The 19,155-nt window shown below is 39.6% G+C and carries 20 protein-coding genes and 1 riboswitch; of the genes, 3 read left to right on the top strand and 17 right to left on the bottom strand.

What is annotated here, in order from left to right:
• Window positions 1-18: 18 nt before the first annotated feature.
• From purF to purC, 5 genes are read right to left on the bottom strand one after another with little or no spacing between them, the layout of a single operon-like run.
• Window positions 19-1,464 carry an amidophosphoribosyltransferase gene (gene purF / locus AC1Z3K_RS05315; RefSeq protein ID WP_461732074.1) on the bottom strand — a complete coding sequence of 482 codons (1,446 nt, stop codon included), beginning with the start codon at window positions 1,462-1,464 and terminating at the stop codon, window positions 19-21.
• Window positions 1,449-3,671: a phosphoribosylformylglycinamidine synthase subunit PurL gene (gene purL, locus AC1Z3K_RS05310; protein ID WP_461732073.1), complete on the bottom strand. Its 2,223-nt coding sequence runs from the start codon at window positions 3,669-3,671 to the stop codon at window positions 1,449-1,451. Before purL ends, purF begins: the two co-directional genes overlap by 16 nt.
• Window positions 3,668-4,375 (bottom strand): phosphoribosylformylglycinamidine synthase subunit PurQ, encoded by a 708-nt coding sequence (purQ, locus tag AC1Z3K_RS05305; RefSeq protein WP_461732072.1) that lies wholly within the window; start codon window positions 4,373-4,375, stop codon window positions 3,668-3,670. The genes purL and purQ overlap by 4 nt, the downstream gene beginning before the upstream one ends.
• Window positions 4,353-4,601, bottom strand: coding sequence for a phosphoribosylformylglycinamidine synthase subunit PurS (gene purS / locus AC1Z3K_RS05300; protein WP_426084675.1), 249 nt, complete (start codon window positions 4,599-4,601; stop codon window positions 4,353-4,355). Before purS ends, purQ begins: the two co-directional genes overlap by 23 nt.
• 22 nt (window positions 4,602-4,623) lie before the next feature.
• Window positions 4,624-5,337 (bottom strand): phosphoribosylaminoimidazolesuccinocarboxamide synthase, encoded by a 714-nt coding sequence (purC, locus tag AC1Z3K_RS05295; RefSeq protein ID WP_426084674.1) that lies wholly within the window; start codon window positions 5,335-5,337, stop codon window positions 4,624-4,626.
• 291 nt (window positions 5,338-5,628) lie between these two features.
• On the opposite strand from purC, the gene AC1Z3K_RS05290 reads away from it, so the two are divergent.
• The gene (locus tag AC1Z3K_RS05290; RefSeq protein WP_461732071.1) at window positions 5,629-6,012 is read left to right on the top strand and encodes a hypothetical protein; all 384 of its coding nucleotides are present in this window, start codon (window positions 5,629-5,631) and stop codon (window positions 6,010-6,012) included.
• A gap of 49 nt (window positions 6,013-6,061) precedes the next feature.
• On the opposite strand, the gene purB is transcribed toward AC1Z3K_RS05290, so the two are convergent.
• The 8 genes from purB to AC1Z3K_RS05250 form a co-directional block, all read right to left on the bottom strand.
• The gene (gene purB / locus AC1Z3K_RS05285; RefSeq protein ID WP_426084924.1) at window positions 6,062-7,354 is read right to left on the bottom strand and encodes an adenylosuccinate lyase; all 1,293 of its coding nucleotides are present in this window, start codon (window positions 7,352-7,354) and stop codon (window positions 6,062-6,064) included.
• Between the two features lie 14 nt (window positions 7,355-7,368).
• The gene (gene purK / locus AC1Z3K_RS05280; RefSeq protein ID WP_426084923.1) at window positions 7,369-8,496 is read right to left on the bottom strand and encodes a 5-(carboxyamino)imidazole ribonucleotide synthase; all 1,128 of its coding nucleotides are present in this window, start codon (window positions 8,494-8,496) and stop codon (window positions 7,369-7,371) included.
• A complete protein-coding gene (gene purE / locus AC1Z3K_RS05275) occupies window positions 8,483-8,971 on the bottom strand; it encodes a 5-(carboxyamino)imidazole ribonucleotide mutase (protein WP_426084922.1) in 489 nt (162 codons plus the stop codon). The genes purK and purE overlap by 14 nt, the downstream gene beginning before the upstream one ends.
• A gap of 256 nt (window positions 8,972-9,227) precedes the next feature.
• Window positions 9,228-10,547 carry a nucleobase:cation symporter-2 family protein gene (locus AC1Z3K_RS05270; RefSeq protein WP_426084921.1) on the bottom strand — a complete coding sequence of 440 codons (1,320 nt, stop codon included), beginning with the start codon at window positions 10,545-10,547 and terminating at the stop codon, window positions 9,228-9,230.
• Between the two features lie 2 nt (window positions 10,548-10,549).
• On the bottom strand, window positions 10,550-11,131 hold the full coding sequence (locus AC1Z3K_RS05265) for a xanthine phosphoribosyltransferase (protein ID WP_426084920.1): 582 nt from the start codon (window positions 11,129-11,131) through the stop codon (window positions 10,550-10,552).
• A gap of 64 nt (window positions 11,132-11,195) precedes the next feature.
• A riboswitch (purine riboswitch) is annotated at window positions 11,196-11,293 on the bottom strand.
• A 258-nt stretch (window positions 11,294-11,551) separates the two neighbouring features.
• The gene (locus tag AC1Z3K_RS05260; RefSeq protein ID WP_426084919.1) at window positions 11,552-12,238 is read right to left on the bottom strand and encodes a beta/alpha barrel domain-containing protein; all 687 of its coding nucleotides are present in this window, start codon (window positions 12,236-12,238) and stop codon (window positions 11,552-11,554) included.
• 19 nt (window positions 12,239-12,257) lie between these two features.
• Window positions 12,258-12,860: a glycoside hydrolase family 73 protein gene (locus AC1Z3K_RS05255; RefSeq protein WP_426084918.1), complete on the bottom strand. Its 603-nt coding sequence runs from the start codon at window positions 12,858-12,860 to the stop codon at window positions 12,258-12,260.
• Between the two features lie 118 nt (window positions 12,861-12,978).
• On the bottom strand, window positions 12,979-13,497 hold the full coding sequence (locus AC1Z3K_RS05250) for a hypothetical protein (RefSeq protein WP_426084917.1): 519 nt from the start codon (window positions 13,495-13,497) through the stop codon (window positions 12,979-12,981).
• Between the two features lie 159 nt (window positions 13,498-13,656).
• Between AC1Z3K_RS05250 and AC1Z3K_RS05245 the strand changes: the two genes are divergently transcribed.
• On the top strand, window positions 13,657-14,613 hold the full coding sequence (locus AC1Z3K_RS05245; RefSeq protein ID WP_426084916.1) for a Gfo/Idh/MocA family protein: 957 nt from the start codon (window positions 13,657-13,659) through the stop codon (window positions 14,611-14,613).
• A 332-nt stretch (window positions 14,614-14,945) separates the two neighbouring features.
• Here the strand turns inward: AC1Z3K_RS05245 and AC1Z3K_RS05240 are convergent, their stop codons facing one another.
• The 3 genes from AC1Z3K_RS05240 to AC1Z3K_RS05230 form a co-directional block, all read right to left on the bottom strand.
• Window positions 14,946-15,125, bottom strand: coding sequence for a hypothetical protein (locus AC1Z3K_RS05240; protein ID WP_426084915.1), 180 nt, complete (start codon window positions 15,123-15,125; stop codon window positions 14,946-14,948).
• A 61-nt stretch (window positions 15,126-15,186) separates the two neighbouring features.
• On the bottom strand, window positions 15,187-15,777 hold the full coding sequence (yqeK, locus tag AC1Z3K_RS05235) for a bis(5'-nucleosyl)-tetraphosphatase (symmetrical) YqeK (RefSeq protein WP_461732070.1): 591 nt from the start codon (window positions 15,775-15,777) through the stop codon (window positions 15,187-15,189).
• 1 nt (window position 15,778) lies between these two features.
• Entirely contained in the window at window positions 15,779-16,753 is a 975-nt protein-coding gene (locus AC1Z3K_RS05230; protein WP_461732069.1) for an aromatic acid exporter family protein, read from the bottom strand.
• A gap of 105 nt (window positions 16,754-16,858) precedes the next feature.
• Between AC1Z3K_RS05230 and AC1Z3K_RS05225 the strand changes: the two genes are divergently transcribed.
• Window positions 16,859-17,455: an FUSC family protein gene (locus tag AC1Z3K_RS05225; RefSeq protein WP_426084912.1), complete on the top strand. Its 597-nt coding sequence runs from the start codon at window positions 16,859-16,861 to the stop codon at window positions 17,453-17,455.
• A gap of 71 nt (window positions 17,456-17,526) precedes the next feature.
• On the opposite strand, the gene AC1Z3K_RS05220 is transcribed toward AC1Z3K_RS05225, so the two are convergent.
• Window positions 17,527-19,155 (bottom strand): hypothetical protein (locus AC1Z3K_RS05220; RefSeq protein ID WP_461732068.1); only part of this gene is annotated, 1,629 nt, incomplete at its 5' end.

The raw sequence follows: 19,155 nt of genomic DNA, 5'->3' as shown, positions 1-19,155 counted from the left end.
TCTGTCCTCCTAAAATTCTCAGTTCACTTTCTTGTCTTTTGACTGCTCTAATGAAGCTGTATAAGTTGCTTCATAGTCATATAAAGGTGTTGGGTAATCTCCGTTAAAATAAGCCATACATAATCCTGAATAAGGAGCATCATAGTTTAAACCGATCGCCTGAATCAATCCTTCTTCACTTAAAAAGCTTAGTGAATCTGCTGTAATGACTTCCCTAATTTCATCCACGGAATGATTGGCAGCAATCAGTTCTTTTCGGGTTTGAATATCAATCCCATAAAAACAAGGATACTTAAGAGGTGGTGATGCAATTCTTACATGAACTTCTTTCGCACCTGCTTCTTTTAACAGCTGAACAATTCTTCTGCTGGTTGTTCCCCGTACAATAGAATCATCTACCATAATTACCCGTTTTCCTTCAACGACCCCTCTGACCGCCGAAAGCTTCATACGTACGCCCTGCTCTCTTAATTCCTGTGTTGGCTGGATAAATGTTCTGGCGATATATTGATTTTTTACTAATCCCATTTCATAAGGAATACCGCTGGCTTCTGCATAACCGCTGGCTGCCGAAAGAGAAGAATTTGGTACACCAACAACCATATCGGCTTCTATCGGTGCTTCTTGCGCTAGAAGTTTCCCCATATTTTTGCGGGCGGTATGAACATTGACCCCAGCAATATTAGAATCCGGCCGAGCGAAATAGATAAACTCCATTGAACAAATCGCATGCTGCGTGTCCTCAGTGTATTTTTCTACTCGGTAGCCAGTATCATCGATAATAATGACCTCGCCTGGTTCTACATCCCGGACAAAGGCAGCACCACTCACTTCAAGCGCACAGGTTTCACTCGCTACCACATATGCACCATTTTTCATCCGACCAATTGCCAGGGGTCTGAACGCATTCGGGTCCAAAGCAGCAATCATTGCGTTCTCCGTCAACAACAGATAAGCAAATCCGCCTTTCACCTGTCTCAGACTTTCTTTCAGCTGATCAATAAATGTCGGCTGTTTACTACGTCGAATCAAATGCATTAAAATTTCTGTATCTGAATTCGAATGAAAAATTGCGCCGTCTTTTTCAAGCGTTGTCCGCAGGCTTCTTGCATTCGTCAAGTTTCCATTGTGAGCAAGAGCAAAGGAACCGTCATAGAATTTGAATAAAAATGGCTGAATATTATCCACACTGCCATTTCCAGCTGTAGCATAACGCACATGCCCAATAGCTGCTTGTCCTTTTAATGCTTCAAGGTTACGTTCCTCTTTAAACACTTCTGAAAGAAGCCCAAGATCTCTATGTCCATCAAGCTTCCCTTGATTATTTGAAACAATTCCTGCCCCTTCCTGACCTCTATGCTGTAAACTATGCAGACCGAAATAAGTAACCCGGGATGCATCTGGATGACCCCAGACCCCGAATACTCCACACTCTTCATTTAAGCTTTTTACTTCATAAGACATGGAATAGCTTCCTCCCATAGTTCTCTGGCAGCAGTCGTTTTAACTTCTACCTTCCCATCCTGAGCATTAATGCTGATTGTGTTGTCTGCTGTCACCTTGCCGATACAAGCTGCTTGATCAGCTGCCAGCGCCTCAAACGCTGACTGATTCTCAGGCGTAACAGATAGAACAAAGCGTGATTGTGTTTCAGCAAATAATAACGGTAGCGCTGTTGCAACCGATACGTCTATACCTAACCCGTTTTTAAAGCAGGCTTCCGCTAGCGCAACACCTAAACCGCCTTCTGAGCAATCATGGGCACTTGCAACCAGCCCTTTTCGAATTGCTTCCAGAACAATCTGTTGATTCGCCTTTTCCTGAGCCAAATCAAAAGCCATCAATTTCCCTTCAATTCGACCAAGCGTCATTTTCTGCAGCTCTGAACCGTTAAAGTCGGCTTGCGTTTCTCCAACTACGTAAATTAAATCATCTGCTTTTTTGAACTCCTGTGTAGTAACGTGCGCCAAATCATCGATTAATCCCACCATACCAATCATTGGTGTTGGATAAATGGCTTTCCCGTCTGTTTCATTATAGAGAGAGACATTTCCTGAAATAACGGGTGTATCCAGCATTTCACAAGCTGCAGCAATCCCATCTGCTGATGTCCACAGCTCCCAGAACCCTTCTGGCTTGTCAGGTGAACCGTAGTTCAGACAGTCGGTGATTGCCAATGGCTGACCACCAGAACAAACAATGTTTCTAGCCGCTTCTGCTACAGCAATCTGACCGCCGACTTCCGGATTCAAATACAGATACCGGGCATTACAGTCCGTTGTCATCGCAAGAGCTTTATTTGTTCCTCTCACACGCAAAACAGCTGCATCGCTTCCTGGTTGAACAACTGTATTTGTCCGTACCTGAGAGTCATAGGTCTGGTAAATCATTTTTTTCGACGCGATTGTCGGCTGCTGTAATAGATTCAGCAATGTTTTCCCAGCATCCTCAATGGTTGGCTGAAAATCAGGCATTGCTGAAAACTCTTTAATTCTTGCAGGCTCTTGTTTTTCCTTTTGATAAACCGGCGCATCCTCAGCCAATGCATCTACAGGTAAATTCGCTACTTCTGTACCTTTATGGTACAAGCGGTACAAACCATCATCTGTTACTTCCCCAATTGTTACGGCATCCAAATCATATTTTTTAAACAGTTCCACTACTTCTGATTCATGTCCCTGTTCAACACAGATTAACATCCGCTCCTGTGACTCCGACAGCATCATTTCATAAGGACTCATTTCAGTTTCACGCTGAGGAACATCATCTAAATAGAGCTTCAAACCAGAACCAGCTTTTGAAGCCATTTCTGAGCTTGATGAAACCAGCCCGGCTGCTCCCATGTCTTGAATACCGACTAAAATATCTGAATGATCTAAAATCAATTCCAAACAAGCTTCCAACAAAAGCTTCTCCATAAACGGATCGCCAACCTGAACAGCAGAACGCTGCTGTTCTTCTCCTTCAACAAACTCCTCTGAGGCGAAAGTCGCTCCATGAATACCATCACGTCCTGTTTTCGCTCCAACATACATAATTGAATTACCGACACCTTTGGCCTGCCCTTTTTGAATATCCTGATGATTAATTAATCCAACACACATGGCATTGACCAGAGGATTTCCTTCGTAGCAAGGGTCAAATGCAACTTCTCCTCCTACTGTAGGAATGCCAATACAGTTGCCGTAACCGCTAATTCCAGCTACTATCTCTTCAAGAAGATACTTTGTCCGCTGATTATCCAATTCGCCAAAGCGAAGAGAATCTAAAATCGCAATCGGCCGCGCGCCCATACTGAAAATATCACGGATAATTCCACCTACCCCAGTTGCCGCTCCTTCATAAGGTTCCACAGCTGATGGGTGATTATGGCTTTCTGCTTTAAACACAACTGCTTGACCATCACCAATATCTACGATTCCGGCTCCTTCTCCAGGTCCTTGAAGCACCTGTGGTCCAGAAGTCGGAAATTTTCTCAGTACAGGCTTTGAATTTTTATACGAGCAATGCTCGCTCCACATAACTGAAAACAATCCCGTTTCAGTATAATTTGGCATTCTTCCTAAAATATCTTCTTCAATCATCCGATATTCTTCATCAGTCAGTCCCCATCCTGCATAGATTTTCTGATCTTTGATTTCCTGAGCTGTTGGTTCGCTTATCTTCATCATGCTTTATTCCTTACCTTTCCGTAGTTGTTAATGATTGATTGAAAGAATTTCAGTCCGTCATCTGAGCCCAACAAGCTTTCTACTGCTCTTTCCGGATGAGGCATCATGCCTAGGACATTTCCTTTTTCATTGATAATTCCAGCTATATTTTCCACACTGCCATTAGGATTTTCATCCGCATAAGTAAAAACGATTTGATTATTGTCTTTCAACTTCTGCAACGTTTCCTCATCACAATAATAATTTCCTTCTCCATGTGCAACAGGAATCTGAATAATTTCATCCTGTTCATACGCGCTGGTGAATGCGGTTTTTGCATTTTCAACTTTTAAACCAACTGTTTTGCAGACAAAATGAAGGGACTGATTACGAAGCAATGCTCCAGGCAAAAGTCCAGCTTCTGTCAATATTTGGAACCCATTACAGGTGCCAAATACCGGCTTGCCCTCTTCTGCAAAGCGAATAACCTCTTCAATAATTTTTGAAAAACGGGCGATTGCTCCACAACGTAAATAGTCCCCATAAGAAAATCCGCCTGGTAAAAGAACGCCGTCAAAGCCCTCTAAGCTTTCTGCATCATGGCGCACATACTCAGCTTCTGCTCCCAAAATATTCTGCACTGCCCAAAGCATATCCATATCGCAGTTTGAACCGGGAAATACAATCACTGCAAATTTCATGCTACGCTTCCTCCGTGATTTCATAGCGATAGGTTTCCATATTAACGTTTGCTAAAAGACTATCACAAATCTTTTCGATGGCTTCTTCTACCGGCTGATCTGATTTTGCTACTTTGATTTCAAAGTACTTACCAATTCGAACTTCCTCAATTGCTTCATAGCCAAGACGGTGAATTGCTCCCTTTACAGCTTCTCCTTGAGGATCTAAAACAGATTCCTTATACGTTACATAAACTTTTACAAAATACATGTGATGAACTCCTTCTATATGATTAGTTAGTGTTTAGTCTTGAAAATACTTCTTGATAAACTGGAACGATATCTCCTAAGTCACGACGATAAACATCCTTATCTAAATGCTCATTTGTTTCCTTATCCCATAACCGACACGTATCTGGCGAAATCTCATCGGCTAGTAAAACCGTTCCGTCAGTTCTGCGACCAAATTCTAATTTGAAATCAACTAATCGAATATTCAACCTATCGAATAGCTCGATTAAAGCCAAATTAACCTGACGGGCAGCATTCATAATTTCTATAACTTCATGTTCGTCAGCAATTTTTAACTCCTTTATGTGATCTTGATTAATCATTGGATCATCCAGTGCATCATTCTTATAGTAAAATTCCAAAACTGGAAAACTTAACTTTGTACCTTCCGGGATAGCCAAGCGCTTTGAAAAGCTGCCGGCTGCATAGTTTCGAAAAACAACCTCCAGTGGAATAATCTCAACTTTTTCAACGAGCTGCTCTCTGGCTGACAGCTGTTTAATAAAATGACTAGCGATTCCTTTTTCTGCTAACTCTTCAAAAATCTTTGCTGTAATTTGATTATTTAATTCAGCTTTCCCAAGTACTTCGTCTTTCCTTACGCCATTTAAAGCTGTTGCCTGATCGAGGTACTCTACCCATAACTGATTAGGCTGGTTTGTAGCAAACAGTTTTTTCGCTTTGCCCTCGTAAAGTAAATCTTTCTTTTCTAACAAAAGAATACTTCCTTTCCAAATGATAATAGTTTTATCTTTAAAAATCGTTCGTTTCCTACTTGTTTACATTTTAACAAGGGTAATTTCCATCGTCAATAAAATATGAATGTTTTAACCAAAAACAAAGGTTATCGTTCGTGTTTTTTCACGATTTATCTTTTTAAGATTCCTTAAGTTTCTTTTGGTTGTCAGGGTAAGCATTTACATTTCTATAGTTCAGTGGTATTCTTTAGTTAATCATTACAGTAAATATGATCGATAAAGTTTTTTTGATTGTAGGGAGGACTAACTATGCAAGACGACTATACAGCAATTGCTGAAGACTTTTTAGCATTTCTTGCCAAGAATGAAAAAACACGCTTATACAATGATCTGCTGGCTCTAAAAACGGTACACGATATGAATCAAGACACAGCCTACTACACCTTTAAGAACATTAAGCGCGGTGTAAAGAAATATTCAGAAAGAAGGAAACGTTCTTTCAGCTACGAAAACGATCAACATGTCGAATTAAAGATTCATCAAATACATGAACAGCATTTCTTTAAAAATGCTTACCGTATTGAAGTATCCGTTGGTAATCATGAATGTGGCTATGTCATTGTTGAACGATTACTTGAACAGCTGCAGGCAGTACCTGTTCGTCCGTTTGAGTATCAGGAAGCTTTAATCTAAAATTAAAAACAGCCGAGACAGAAAATTTCTGTTTCGGCTGTTTTCTATTTTATAAACCAACACGTTCAAATATCGTGTCTACATTTTTTAAATGATAATTGTAGTCAAAGGCATCATCCAGCTCTTCTTTACTCAGTACTGAAGTGATTTGCTCATCCTGATCTAAAAGCGGACGAAAGTCCGTTTGATTATCCCAGGCGTAAGCTGTCTTCGGCTGAACTAAATCATAAGCTGCTTCTCTTGTCATACCATGATCAATCAGCTTTAAAAGTACCCGCTGGCTGTAGATTAATCCGAAGGTTGCATTCATATTTCGCTTCATATTCTCAGGAAAGACAGTTAGATTTTTGACAATATTGCCAAAGCGGTTCAGCATATAGTTTAAAAGCATTGTTGTATCTGGGATAATAATTCGTTCTGCAGATGAATGAGAAATATCCCGTTCATGCCACAACGAAACATTCTCGTAAGCTGTCAGCATATGACCACGAATAACGCGTGCCAGACCACTCATATTTTCTGAACCGATTGGGTTGCGTTTATGAGGCATCGCAGACGATCCTTTTTGTCCCTTTGCAAAAAATTCTTCCACTTCTCTGGTTTCAGACTTCTGCAGCCCACGGATTTCAGTGGCAAATTTTTCAATACTTGTCGCAATTAAAGCCATTGCAGAGAAATATTCAGCATGAAGATCTCTTGGCAGAACTTGTGTGGAAATTTCCTGCGGACGAATCCCCAGCTTCTCACAAACATATTTTTCAACAAAAGGCGGAATGTTAGCAAACGTACCAACTGCTCCACTGATTTTTCCTGCTTCCACACCTTTAGCCGCATGTTCAAACCGTTCAATGTTTCGCTTCATTTCAGAATACCACAATGCCAGTTTCAAACCGAACGTAGTAGGTTCTGCATGAACACCATGAGTGCGTCCCATCATGACCGTATATTTATGCTCTTTCGCTTTTTCGCCAATAATATCAGCAAAGTTCTGTAAATCCTTGCGTAAAATATCATTTGCCTGCTTCAGCAAGTAGCCATAAGCAGTATCAACTACATCGGTACTAGTCAAACCATAATGAACCCACTTGCGTTCTTCGCCTAATGTTTCAGACACAGCTCTAGTAAACGCGACTACATCATGTCTCGTCATTTCTTCAATTTCCAAAATTCTGTTGACATCAAAAGAGGCATTTTCTCTAATCAGTTTGACATCTTCCTTTGGAATCTCTCCCAGCTCTGCCCAAGCTTCATCAGCTAAAATTTCCACTTCCAACCACGCCTGATATCGGTTTGTATCTGTCCAAATAGCTCTCATTTCTGGTCTTGAATAACGATCAATCATTGTTTTATCCTTTCTTAATCCCAAATGCTGGTTTGATATATATCTTCCAATGTTTCAAACGTATCTTCTGTTAATACGGTGATGTGTCCCATTTTTCTTCCTGCTTTAGCTTCATCTTTTCCATAGTAATGGAAATGCCAGTCTGGCTTTTCAGTAATAAAATCCATTGTTTCATAAATTTCTTCTCCAATAATATTAACCATCACAGCTTCTGAAAGTAGATGAATCTCAGGAATAGACCAGCCGCAAATACCGCGAATATGAGTGTCAAACTGACTGAAATTACACGCCTCAATCGTATAGTGACCAGAGTTATGAGGTCTTGGCGCTAGTTCATTTACATAAATTCCGCCATTATTTGTTACAAACATTTCAACAGCCAAAGTTCCTGCCAGATTAACTTCCTCAGCAATCACCTGAGCTATTCGTTGTGCCTCTTCAATGATTTCCTCATCTACACGCGCTGGAGCAATTGTTTCATGAAGAATATTATTCCTGTGAATATTTTCTACTACAGGAAATGTCTGAATATCTCCCTTTCCATTACCTGACACCAGAACAGAAATTTCTTTTTCAAAAGGAATCCATGCTTCCAAAACACAGGTGCCTTCTTTCAGGAGATTCATGGACGGAGCTAAATCAGACGGGCTGTAAAGCACGTATTGACCCTTTCCATCGTATCCTCCTCTAGTGGTCTTCAGTACGCAAGGATAACCAATACCGTCAATAGCATCCTGAATATCAGTAGGACTGACAATCGTTGCATAAGGAGCAATCACTATATTATTGGACTCCAAAAAGCCTTTCTCCAGTAAACGGTCCTGAGTAATCGCCAACAAATCTGTTCCTTGAGGAATACTCACTAAATCCTGAATTTGGACAAGACTATCTACATCTACATTTTCAAATTCATAAGTCACAACCTGTGATCTATTGGCCAGTTCATTTAATGCATCTAAATCATTATAGGCTGCCAGCAAATGCCAGTCAGCTACTTGGGCCGCCGGGCAGTCTACATTAGGATCAAGTACGGCGATACGAAAGCCCATTTCTTTGGCACTCAAAGCCATCATTTTCCCTAATTGTCCACCGCCGACTATTCCGATCATCTGTCCTGGTAATACAGGATTATTCAAGGTCATCACTACTTTCCATCACGATCTGTGCAAGAGATTCGCGTCGTTTTTCTAATTTTTCCGCTATCTCTAAATCATACATGGAAAGCATCTGAACTGCAAGTAGTCCAGCGTTAGTTGCCCCAGCTTTTCCAATCGCTGTTGTCGCAACCGGAATCCCTCCAGGCATTTGAACAATGGACAAAAGGGAGTCCAGTCCATTAAGTGCTCGTGACTGAACTGGAACGCCAATTACCGGCAGCGTGGTTTTAGCCGCCACCATCCCAGGCAAGTGCGCCGCACCACCAGCCCCGGCAATGATTACTTTGATTCCCCGTTCTCTGGCAGATTCTGCAAATTCAAACATATAGTCCGGCGTGCGGTGAGCAGAAACAACTTTTTTTTCATAAGAAATCTGAAATTCTTCAAGTATCTCGCAAGCCAGCTTCATTGTTTCCCAATCGGAGGTACTCCCCATAATTACAGCAACTTTTATTGACATGACATATTCCTTTCTTCACCTTTTCTCTTTTCTATTTTAGCAACACCCACAATTACTGTCAAAGGAATATCGAATAATAAACAAAAAAACAACTATATTGTTCGTGTTTAATCAAGACTATTTAGCGACTCTATTCTGTATATCTAAAATTGAAGATTCCAAGCTACAAAACCGCTGTTTAAAAATAAAAACCAACAAAAATCGTTTGTTAGATTTTTGCTGGCTCTTGCTTTCTCTCATTGGTTGATTACTATTTCTATTTATCTAACAGCTCTGGTTTCACTCCATTAAATAGAAGATTTAGAACAATAGCCGTAACACTGCTCATGACAATCCCATTTCCTGTAAACATCTTTATTGTTTCAGGCATTTTAGCAAATAGCTCCGGCATCATATTAAAGCCCAAGCCAAAACCGATAGATACAGCAATAATCAATAAATTCTTATCGTTTTCAAAATTAACCTTGGATAACATCCGCATTCCCTGTACAGCGACCATCCCGAACATTACAAGCATTCCACCGCCCAAAACAGGTTCTGGGATAATCTGAGCTGCTGCCCCAATTTTAGGAAGTAATCCCAAAATAATCAAAAATAATGCCGAAAAATAAATAGGCTTGCGGTTTTTAATTCCTGATAACTGAACTAAACCAACATTTTGGGAAAACCCTGTATAAGGAAAGGTATTGAAAATCCCTCCTAAAATCACAGCTAATCCTTCTGCTCGATAGCCCTTTTTCAATTCTTCTTCTCCCACCGGTTTTCCTGTAATATCGCCTAAAGCAAAATAGACACCCGTCGATTCTACTAAACTAACAATGGAAATAATAATCATCAATAAAATAGAAGAAGGATCAAACGTCGGCGTACCAAAGTAAAACGGCTGCGGAAAGTGAAACCAGGTTGCAGAAACAATTGGCTCAACATCTACCATTCCTAAAAATGCTGCGAGAGCTGTTCCACCAGCTAAACCTACTAGTACTGAAATCGACCGGATAAACCCTCTACCCCACACTTGTATAATAATAATAAGTCCAATGGTTACGAAAGCCAGTAGTAAATTGTTGGCAGAACCAAATGTAGGAGCACTTGCTAATCCTCCACCCATTTTCTCTATCGCAACAGGAATTAGGGTCAATCCAATGACAGTTATTACTGTTCCAGTTACCAGTGAAGGAAACAGAACTTTAATTTTTGAAAAGATGCCGGATATTAATACAATAAAAATTCCTGCGGCAATAATCGAACCATACATTGCTCCAACGCCTTTGTCAGTTCCAATCATAATCAGCGGAGCAACGGCCTGAATCGCACAGCCCAAAACAACTGGCAGACCAATTCCAAAAAATTTATTTACTGTCAGCTGAAGCAGTGTAGCGATGCCGCACATAAAAATATCGATAGAAATCAAATAGGTCATCTGCTCCGCATTAAAGTTCAAACCAGTACCAATTAATAAAGGAACTGCAACTGCTCCCGCATACATTGCCAGCAAATGCTGAAGACCAAGCACTGCACTTTTCGCAGTGGACGTTTCATGAGCAGCTTCTGCACTCGTCATATTCTGTTCTTTCATTCTTAGGCATCCTCCTGAAGAAATTCAACTGTTTGATTTTTTAATGACGCAATACGAGCTAGAGAAACGACTTTTAGCCCCATATCCTCTAAAAGAGTTCGACCATCCTGAAAAGACTTTTCAATAATAATTCCAATTCCTAATACCTCAGCTCCAGCTTGCCGGCATAGTTCTACCAATCCTTTAGCAGCCTGACCATTTGCCAGAAAATCATCAATAATTAGAACCTTATCGCCTTCCTTTAAGAACTTTTTAGAAATAGAAACCTGACTGGTTACTTGTTTGGTAAAGGAATAGACTGATGCAGTGAGTAATTCTTCATCCATAGTTAAGCTCTTTGCTTTACGGGCAAAAATCATCGGAACCTTTAGCGCTTGTGCCGCATAAAGAGCCGGTGCGATTCCTGACGCTTCAATTGTCACAACTTTTGTAATTCCCTGTTCGGCAAAAACCTCCGCAAAACGTTTACCTATTTGCTCCATTAAATCCGGATCAACCTGATGGGTAACAAAGCTGTCAACCTTTAATACACCATCACCTAGTACTTGACCGTCTTTTTTTATTCTTTCTACTAATTCTTTCATTGTGTCGTTCTCCTCCCCAGTACTAAAAAACCTCCTTTTTGCAAAGCAAAAAAGAGGTTCAAATCGAACACGCTTTTTCACCTATAGTCCGGCATTTACGGTGCCAGGTAGAGACGGTCATCCTTATCATGACCATATATAAGTTCAAAATATGATAATTTCTATTATCCACTAAATCCTTTAAAAAGCAAGAAACTATAACCAAAACTAAGCTTAGAATTTTCTCATAAAATAACGATTCAGGGCATTGTCAATGGTACGGATACCAAATGCTAATACTTCTCGGTAAAAATCAATTTACTTAAAATGATAAAAGTCCCTCATCTATCTGTCATTTTGTATTATCTTTCAACAAAAAAAGCTGGAACAATATTGTATCTCCAGCCCTTAAAACCAAATAAACGGTATTTCATAAATCAATTAATTGTTATCTGCTTCCTGTTCCTGCTTTCGATACTTTGCCATTTTCTTACTGAACAGCTCACCATTGGATGGCGGGGTATAGGTAATTGCATTGGCTCCAGCTTCGATTGTTTCCTGAATTGATTCTTCCGTCGGGCCACCGGTAGCAATGATTCCCAGTTCTGGATATTTCTTTCGGAAATAGCGGACTGTTTCAGCTGTCTCTTTACCAGCACTGATATTAATCAGGGATACACCAGCCTCCAGCTTATCATCCATTGGTGTATAACGGGAGGTCACCGTACTTACAACGGGAATATCAACTACGCCGCATACACTTTCAATGGTTTCAATTGGTGTTGGTCCATTCAGAACTACCCCAATTGAACCTTGTGCCTCTGCAAACAAACTCATATACACTGAACGAGCCCCTTGAGTCAGACCGCCGCCAACACCAGAAAACACAGGAATATCAGCAGCCTCAATAATACTTTTAGTGATTGCCGGATGTGGAGTGAACGGGTATACTGCAATAACCGCATCTGCATTAGTATTCCGAATAATTGCTATATCTGTTGTAAAAATAATCGAGCGAATTCTTTTACCAAATATTTTAATGCCGCTTGCTTGATTGATAATTTCCGGCACTTTAATAATATCCTGTTTTAATAATGTCGTAATTTCCGGTATCCATTCCTGGTCCATACTCTCTCCCCTTCACCGATTAGTGGTCATATTTGTAAAGCTTATAAGTCTCGATTACATGGATAACTTTTTCAGCATAGTCCGGATCTGTCGCATAGCCCGCTGCTTGAAGAGCATTAGCTGCTTCCTTATAATCATTAGCTAAAAGAACATTTTCATATAATCTTGGATCCCACGTTACACCATCCACAAAAAGACGTGTATGATCATCCATTGATTCCTCCCAAGTATCGTATACTCTGAAATCACCTTGAATCGTAACCCATAATTCGTTTATGTACTCTTTTGTTTCCAAATTCACTTTTTTCTGGTCGCCGTAAGCCTTGATTCCGAAAAGATTGTTATATTCAGAAGCAAGAGTACTCTGTCCCCAGTTCGACTCCAAAATTCCCTGACCAATAATTATACTTGGCAGTACGCCATAAGCAGCCTGAAGCTCCTCTGCATGAGGCCGAATTCTTTCAATAAAATCTTCCTGAGACACAGCTTTGTTATCCTGTGTTTTTACCGCTTCTTTAACCGTATTTCCTGTTAAAAAACGAAACGAGAAAAATCCGGCAATCAACAGCAACCCTAACAATAACACGGGAAACCTTTTATTCTTACGCCTTTTTACTTTCATAAAATCCCTACTTTTAATTTACTTTGTCTTTTGGTTAATTTTTTTGAAAATCAACCCATCACTACCACATGGAAATCAGCACATTATAACAAATTACCAATACAGAATCAAATCCAGCTTACTCTGTAACATAAGTTTCAACCAGGTTTTCATCCATCCAGTCCAGCAGCTCAACCTTTGAGCCTTCCAGCTGAGGCTGCAGTTTTGCTGGAAGTCGGAAGGTAACGATATCATCAAACCCCCACTCTCCATAAGAAATGGATACCTTCAAGTTGATAAAGCCTTCATCTTCTTGTACGGTTCCTGTTAACGGTAAAAGTTCGGCTCTGCCAACCTCGCTTTTCAGCCATTTTCTGGCAATAGAGGTTTTCATCCGCTTGTACTCAGCCACTGCGATATTTCTCTTTTCCGGAAATAGGACTGTCTGCCGCATAATTTTTTGCGTCAGCATCCATTCATAATCTGTAAACAAGTTCTTTACTTTCTGCATATCTTCACTCGGCAGATTTCCTCTGCCATTTTTCCAGCTTTCCCATTGTTCTTGATCAATATTAAGCTGTTCAGAATAGAATTGCTCCTCTGAAGAATATTGTTCCATTACTGCACTGACAATAATATCTATATATACTTGGTGCATACCAATCGCCTCCTCTTTCTATTCTACTTAAAATAACCAAAAAAAGCACTCATTTCTGTTTAAAAAGACGTGACTTTCTTCATTTTAAGTTGTTTTTTTCTCTTTTTATTACTTTTTTTAGTATAATAAACTGAAAAGAACCTTTAGGAGGATACAGATTTGACAAACTACAACTGGGGAATTATCGGACTGGGAGAAATCGCCCATCAGTTTGCAGCGGGGTTCCAACAAAAAAACAGCCAATTAGCTGCTGTAGCTTCCCGTACAATAAATAAAGCTGAAGAATTTGCTCAAAAATACAATATACCTGCTCATTATGGCTCCTATGAAGAGTTGCTTGCTGATAATACCATTGATATTATTTATATCGCTGTGCCAAACAAACAGCATATTCAGCATATTCTGCAAGCCTTGGAAGCCGGCAAACACGTGCTTTGTGAAAAAGCAATCACCATGAATAGCGAGGAATTAAAAGCTGCCTTAAAATTAGCTGAAGAAAAGCAATTAATTCTAGCTGAAGCAATGACTATTTTCAACATGCCTTTATACACTGAACTAAAACGAATCGCTGATACCGGGCGCTTAGGAAAGCTCAAAATGATACAAGCACCTTTTGGCAGCTATAAAGATCCGAATCCTAATAATCGCTTCTTTAACCCTGAATTAGCTGGGGGAGCTTTATTAGATATAGGAACCTACGCAGTTTCCTTTGCCCGTTGGTTTTTTACTGAACAGCCGAAGGTGGCAGCTTCATCAATGATTCCTTTCTCAACAGGAGTAGATGAGCAATCTGTCACGATTTTACAAAATGACAAACAGGAGATGGCCGCTGTGACATTAAGCTTTCAATCAAAAGCGCCCAAAACAGGAATCGTTTCCTTCGAAAATGCCTACATCACAGTGGAAGAATATCCTCGCGCTGATCAAGCACAAATTCATTTCAATGATGGAACAAAGGAGTCTATTGTTTCAGGAGACAGTCTTCAGGCGCTAAACTATGAAGCAGATAATATGATTAAAATAATTGAAGGCAAACTGCCCAACCGTTCTTTATTCCTGACTATAGATGTAATTGATATACTAGACCAGATGCAGCAGCAATGGCGAACTGAATAAGAAAGACCTAAATGAGCTTGAGACATCATCCATTCTCATCTTCATAATATTCATGAACAGGAATCTCTAAATATCCTGCGCCCTTTAACCCAATTGTCCCAGGTACCAACAAACCTAACGAACCTGTCAATAATTCTTTCCTATTTTATAAAAACATTGAATTGCTTTTTAAAACACCAAAAAAGTTATATAGTTTTTTTGGTGTTTTTAACTTTAAATATGTAAAGAAATGATTAATTAATCTTAAAATGCATACATATCTAATCAAAATATTTCAAAGAAAAAATGAGTAGGATATACTCTTCGTCCCACTCATTCTAGAAATTATTCATTTATCTTTCTGATTGTTCACTATTGGATAGTTTTTTCTGATACTCATCCTGAAGCTTTTTCACCTGTTCTTCGTCCAGCCTAACGGTACCATCTACTGCTTCTTTGTCCATAAAGCTCCCCAATAAATCCGCGAATTGTCTTGCCTGCCGCAACATGAAATCCTTTTCATATTCTGCCATAATAAAACTGTTCCTCCTTAATTGATCATACCAACTATCAGATTATTGCCACAGCTGTGATCTATCTGCTATATTCAAGCCACTCTTGCGCCGCTTTCAGCCATGGATGAACAACAATAATATCGTGTACCATGAGGTAGTTTATATAGGTTAAAGAAGCTGCCTCCAGCGACTCTTCCAGTGATTCCTGCAGGCTGTCAAGATATGGCGGTTCTCCAGCCTGATCCCATTTTATCTTATCTGCAACGAAAACTACCTGCTCCATTTTATTCGCATGATTTTTAAGTGTTGTATGGCATTCAATAGCCGATAAGACATTTTCATCCTTAACTCCAAAAAACTCAGCCGCCATATAGCGTGACAGCTTTTGATGACTGATCATAGGCAGCAGCTCCTCCTCTTTGCAGATATCGATGCCCCATTCCTCCGCACGCATCAACTTTTCCTTGTTGGGTATGACTACACTGATATCATGAAGCAGTCCAGCAGCTTCAGCTGCTGCAGGATCTTCTTTGAATTTTGCTGCTAGCTCACGTGCGCAAGCAGCCACTTCTATTGAATGCCGGGCAGTATCTTTGAACGTCTCTCCGAGATATGCAGTAACATCTCTCATCAAGTCGCCAGTAAGAACTGGCCGTTTTAGCTCCTGCATTCTATCCCTCCTCTTGCCCCTGTCTTAGATGTTCTTTGACAAATTCTTCTTTAATTTCAATAAATGACTGAAAAAGCTGAAGAAATTGAAAAAGCTGTGCCCGATTTTCAAACTCTTCCCTCGTTTTAGGTAGAGGCTTTTCCCGATAAGTCTCATAGACTCCTGCAATTTGATCCAGAATCTGACGACCATCATTATCCTCAGCAAAAGTCAGCGAAGTATATGCCAGCAGTTCTTTAATACTCTTCACTTGCTCTGCTTCTACTTTGACTTTTTCCAATAGCTTGAGCATATCCTTCAAAATTACACTTTGCATCTTTCTCATCGTGAAGTAGTCCAAATAGTAATTATCCTTAGACAGTAATTGATTTTCTGCATGATTCTTCGCCCAATCCTGTCCCTCTTTAATCAATGACTTTAACTGATTACAGCGATCAAACAAAGAGCGTTCTTTTTTCGTTTCGTTAAGGTAAAAAGCCATATCCTGTAGAATCTTTCTAAAAACTGCTTCAATAATTTCCTGGTCTTCCTTTAAACGTTTCTCCACATCCGGCATATACATATTCAAAAGCAGTGCCATTCCAACACCAATGATCATCAGCATAAATTCATTGCCAATCAATTCCCAGGACATTTGCTTTTCAATCAGATAATGAGTCACTAACACAGAGCTGACAACAATACCGTCAGAAAGCTTTAAGGCAACTGCCACTGGGATAAACAACAGTAGGTAGACACCAAAGCCCCATGGTGTAAAGCCCAAAATCTGAAAACAGATAAAAGCGACAGCCGTTGCCAGTGCTAATGAAAACAGCCGGTAAATTCCTGTTAATAAAGATGTTTTTTTCGTTGGCGTTACACTTAACACTGAAATAATACCGGCGGATGCTGGATTTAATAAACCAAGAGCTGAAGCCAAAATCATGGAGAGCGCTGCACTTACTGCAGTTTTTATCGTTCGTAATCCTATCTTCATACTCAATCTCCTTATAAAATTGATAATCTTTGCTTCAATACTAGTAATTTTACCTCTATTTCGGTTATGATGAAATAGTAAAATCTTTTTTAGGAGAGAAAAAACATGGTAATTGGTCCATTCCGTTTAGGTATGCGGACATTAAAAAGTGCTTTGGCCGTTATGGTCTGTATTTTATTATTCAAACTATTTGACCGGGGTGCCCCGATGATTGCAGCGCTGGCGGCCGTTTTTTCACTACGTCAGGATTTAACTACTAGTCTTTCTTTTGGTAAATCCCGAGTGATTGGAAATTCTTTGGGCGGCGGACTAGCTTTACTATATTTCGTTGTGCAGCAGCATTTTTCAAATGATTTTCTCGTAGAACTGTTCTTTTTACCTTTTTTAGTCATTCTTGTGATTGTTTTATCCGACGGTATGGGCAACAATTCGGGGATTATTTCCGCCATTGCTACTATGCTCATGATTGCATTAAGTGTACCTCAGGGTGAGTCTATGTACTATGCCTTTGAGCGGGTATTGGATACATTTATTGGAACCTTTGTTGCCATCTCCATCAATTTTCTGATTCGAGCCAAACCCGTTGAAAAAGAACGGCAAATTGAAGAGGATCTGGCAGAGCTGGAGAAAAAAGAAAAAGAACTGGAAGAGCTACGAAAAAGAATTCAGGAAAAAAAAGATAGTGAAGGAAAAATGCCTTAAGGCTGTAATCTTCTAAAAAAAACCAGTATTGAGGATGTAAAACGCTCAATACTGGTTTTTTTATTTCATTTTTATAGAATTCTAAATGTTTTAACCGTTGCTAATCGAGTGATTGGATCTGTAACTGTTAAGGTAACTGAGCTTCCGCTTTTTTTAGCAGTTAGTATGCCATCTGCTGAAACTTCCGCATTTCCGGAAATATTTCCTGAAACAAAATATCTTGGAGTGGCTACAAATCCATTGAATACTTTGACATACTCAGTCAAATCAATGGTTTCTCCTGCAGATAAATTAGGAATATCGTTTACTTCAGGATACCTCATCTGTTCTTCTGTCAAAGAGTATGTTGTAAACTCGTATTCACCAAGCTGCCGGTTTAAAATATTGTAGTTAATCATAAAGCGAGCTTTGTCCATTAACTCATATTTATTATTTTTGATACTATTCACAACAGAATAATGCAGTCCTTCATTTTCAAAGAACGTAAATTGAACACTTTTTTCTATTCCGTTCACCATTGGATAAGAGCCGCTAATATTCTTATTAGGCGATACTATCACAACTGTACGCAGCTTCTCCGCCTCTGAAATTTCAAAAACATCATTATCAAAAGTATAATCAATACGTGCTTTTATTGTTTCATTTAAATTGATTTTGGTTGCCGTATCGGTAGTATTCCCATGGTCATCCTTAATCGTAAATTCATGTGTTGAGCTAAGACGTGTCACTGGGTCTGTCACAGTCAGCTTCACTTTGTTGTTCATGCTTTTCGCTGTCAGGATACCATCTGCTGAGATTTCAGCGTCTCCAGTTACACTATATTCCGGCTTGCTCACTAGACCGTTGAATACCTTAGTATATTCTGAAAGATTGATTGTTTCTCCTACTGACAATTCTGGAATATCCTTAATTTCCGGATGCTTCATTTCTTCTTCCGTCAATGCCCACGTTCTAAACTCATATTCTCCAATCTGACGTTTTAACACATTATAATCCATCACAAAACGAACTTTATCCATTGGTATATAGCGATTATTATTAATTTTACTAATAACAGAGTAATATTTCCCTTCATACTGGAAATGCTTGAACCAGTCACTTGTCTGCACACCATTTACTGTTGGCAGCACACTCCAAGGTGTACCTGTCGGCGATTCTATAATTACTGCGTTTAGCTTCTCCGCCTCTGAAATTTCAAAAACATCATTATCGAAAGTATAATCAATACGTGCTTTTATTGTTTCATTTAAATTGATTTTGGTTGCCGTATCGGTAGTATTCCCATGGTCATCCTTAATCGTAAATTCATGTGTTGAGCTAAGACGTGTCACTGGGTCTGTCACAGTCAGCTTCACTTTGTTGTTCATGCTTTTCGCTGTCAGGATACCATCTGCTGAGATTTCAGCGTCTCCAGTTACACTATATTCCGGCTTGCTCACTAGACCGTTGAATACCTTAGTATATTCTGAAAGATTGATTGTTTCTCCTACTGACAATTCTGGAATATCCTTAATTTCCGGATGCTTCATTTCTTCTTCCGTCAATGCCCACGTTCTAAACTCATATTCTCCAATCTGACGTTTTAACACATTATAATCCATCACAAAACGAACTTTATCCATTGGTATATAGCGATTATTATTAATTTTACTAATAACAGAGTAATATTTCCCTTCATACTGGAAATGCTTGAACCAGTC

The sequence above is a fragment of the Enterococcus sp. LJL128 genome (assembly GCF_056924295.1).
This window is presented reverse-complemented; position numbering and strand designations above follow the sequence as displayed.

What these genes read in the sequence shown, in the direction of transcription:
- purF (WP_461732074.1), bottom strand. Translation starts at nt 1,464, where the DNA reads ATGTCTTATGAAGTAAAAAGCTTAAATGAAGAGTGTGGAGTATTCGGG.
- purL (WP_461732073.1), bottom strand. Translation starts at nt 3,671, where the DNA reads ATGATGAAGATAAGCGAACCAACAGCTCAGGAAATCAAAGATCAGAAA.
- purQ (WP_461732072.1), bottom strand. Translation starts at nt 4,375, where the DNA reads ATGAAATCACGGAGGAAGCGTAGCATGAAATTTGCAGTGATTGTATTT.
- purS (WP_426084675.1), bottom strand. Translation starts at nt 4,601, where the DNA reads ATGTATTTTGTAAAAGTTTATGTAACGTATAAGGAATCTGTTTTAGAT.
- AC1Z3K_RS05290 (WP_461732071.1), top strand. Translation starts at nt 5,629, where the DNA reads ATGCAAGACGACTATACAGCAATTGCTGAAGACTTTTTAGCATTTCTT.
- purB (WP_426084924.1), bottom strand. Translation starts at nt 7,354, where the DNA reads ATGATTGATCGTTATTCAAGACCAGAAATGAGAGCTATTTGGACAGAT.
- purK (WP_426084923.1), bottom strand. Translation starts at nt 8,496, where the DNA reads ATGACCTTGAATAATCCTGTATTACCAGGACAGATGATCGGAATAGTC.
- purE (WP_426084922.1), bottom strand. Translation starts at nt 8,971, where the DNA reads ATGTCAATAAAAGTTGCTGTAATTATGGGGAGTACCTCCGATTGGGAA.
- AC1Z3K_RS05270 (WP_426084921.1), bottom strand. Translation starts at nt 10,547, where the DNA reads ATGAAAGAACAGAATATGACGAGTGCAGAAGCTGCTCATGAAACGTCC.
- AC1Z3K_RS05265 (WP_426084920.1), bottom strand. Translation starts at nt 11,131, where the DNA reads ATGAAAGAATTAGTAGAAAGAATAAAAAAAGACGGTCAAGTACTAGGT.
- AC1Z3K_RS05260 (WP_426084919.1), bottom strand. Translation starts at nt 12,238, where the DNA reads ATGGACCAGGAATGGATACCGGAAATTACGACATTATTAAAACAGGAT.
- AC1Z3K_RS05255 (WP_426084918.1), bottom strand. Translation starts at nt 12,860, where the DNA reads ATGAAAGTAAAAAGGCGTAAGAATAAAAGGTTTCCCGTGTTATTGTTA.
- AC1Z3K_RS05250 (WP_426084917.1), bottom strand. Translation starts at nt 13,497, where the DNA reads ATGCACCAAGTATATATAGATATTATTGTCAGTGCAGTAATGGAACAA.
- AC1Z3K_RS05240 (WP_426084915.1), bottom strand. Translation starts at nt 15,125, where the DNA reads ATGGCAGAATATGAAAAGGATTTCATGTTGCGGCAGGCAAGACAATTC.
- yqeK (WP_461732070.1), bottom strand. Translation starts at nt 15,777, where the DNA reads ATGCAGGAGCTAAAACGGCCAGTTCTTACTGGCGACTTGATGAGAGAT.
- AC1Z3K_RS05230 (WP_461732069.1), bottom strand. Translation starts at nt 16,753, where the DNA reads ATGAAGATAGGATTACGAACGATAAAAACTGCAGTAAGTGCAGCGCTC.
- AC1Z3K_RS05225 (WP_426084912.1), top strand. Translation starts at nt 16,859, where the DNA reads ATGGTAATTGGTCCATTCCGTTTAGGTATGCGGACATTAAAAAGTGCT.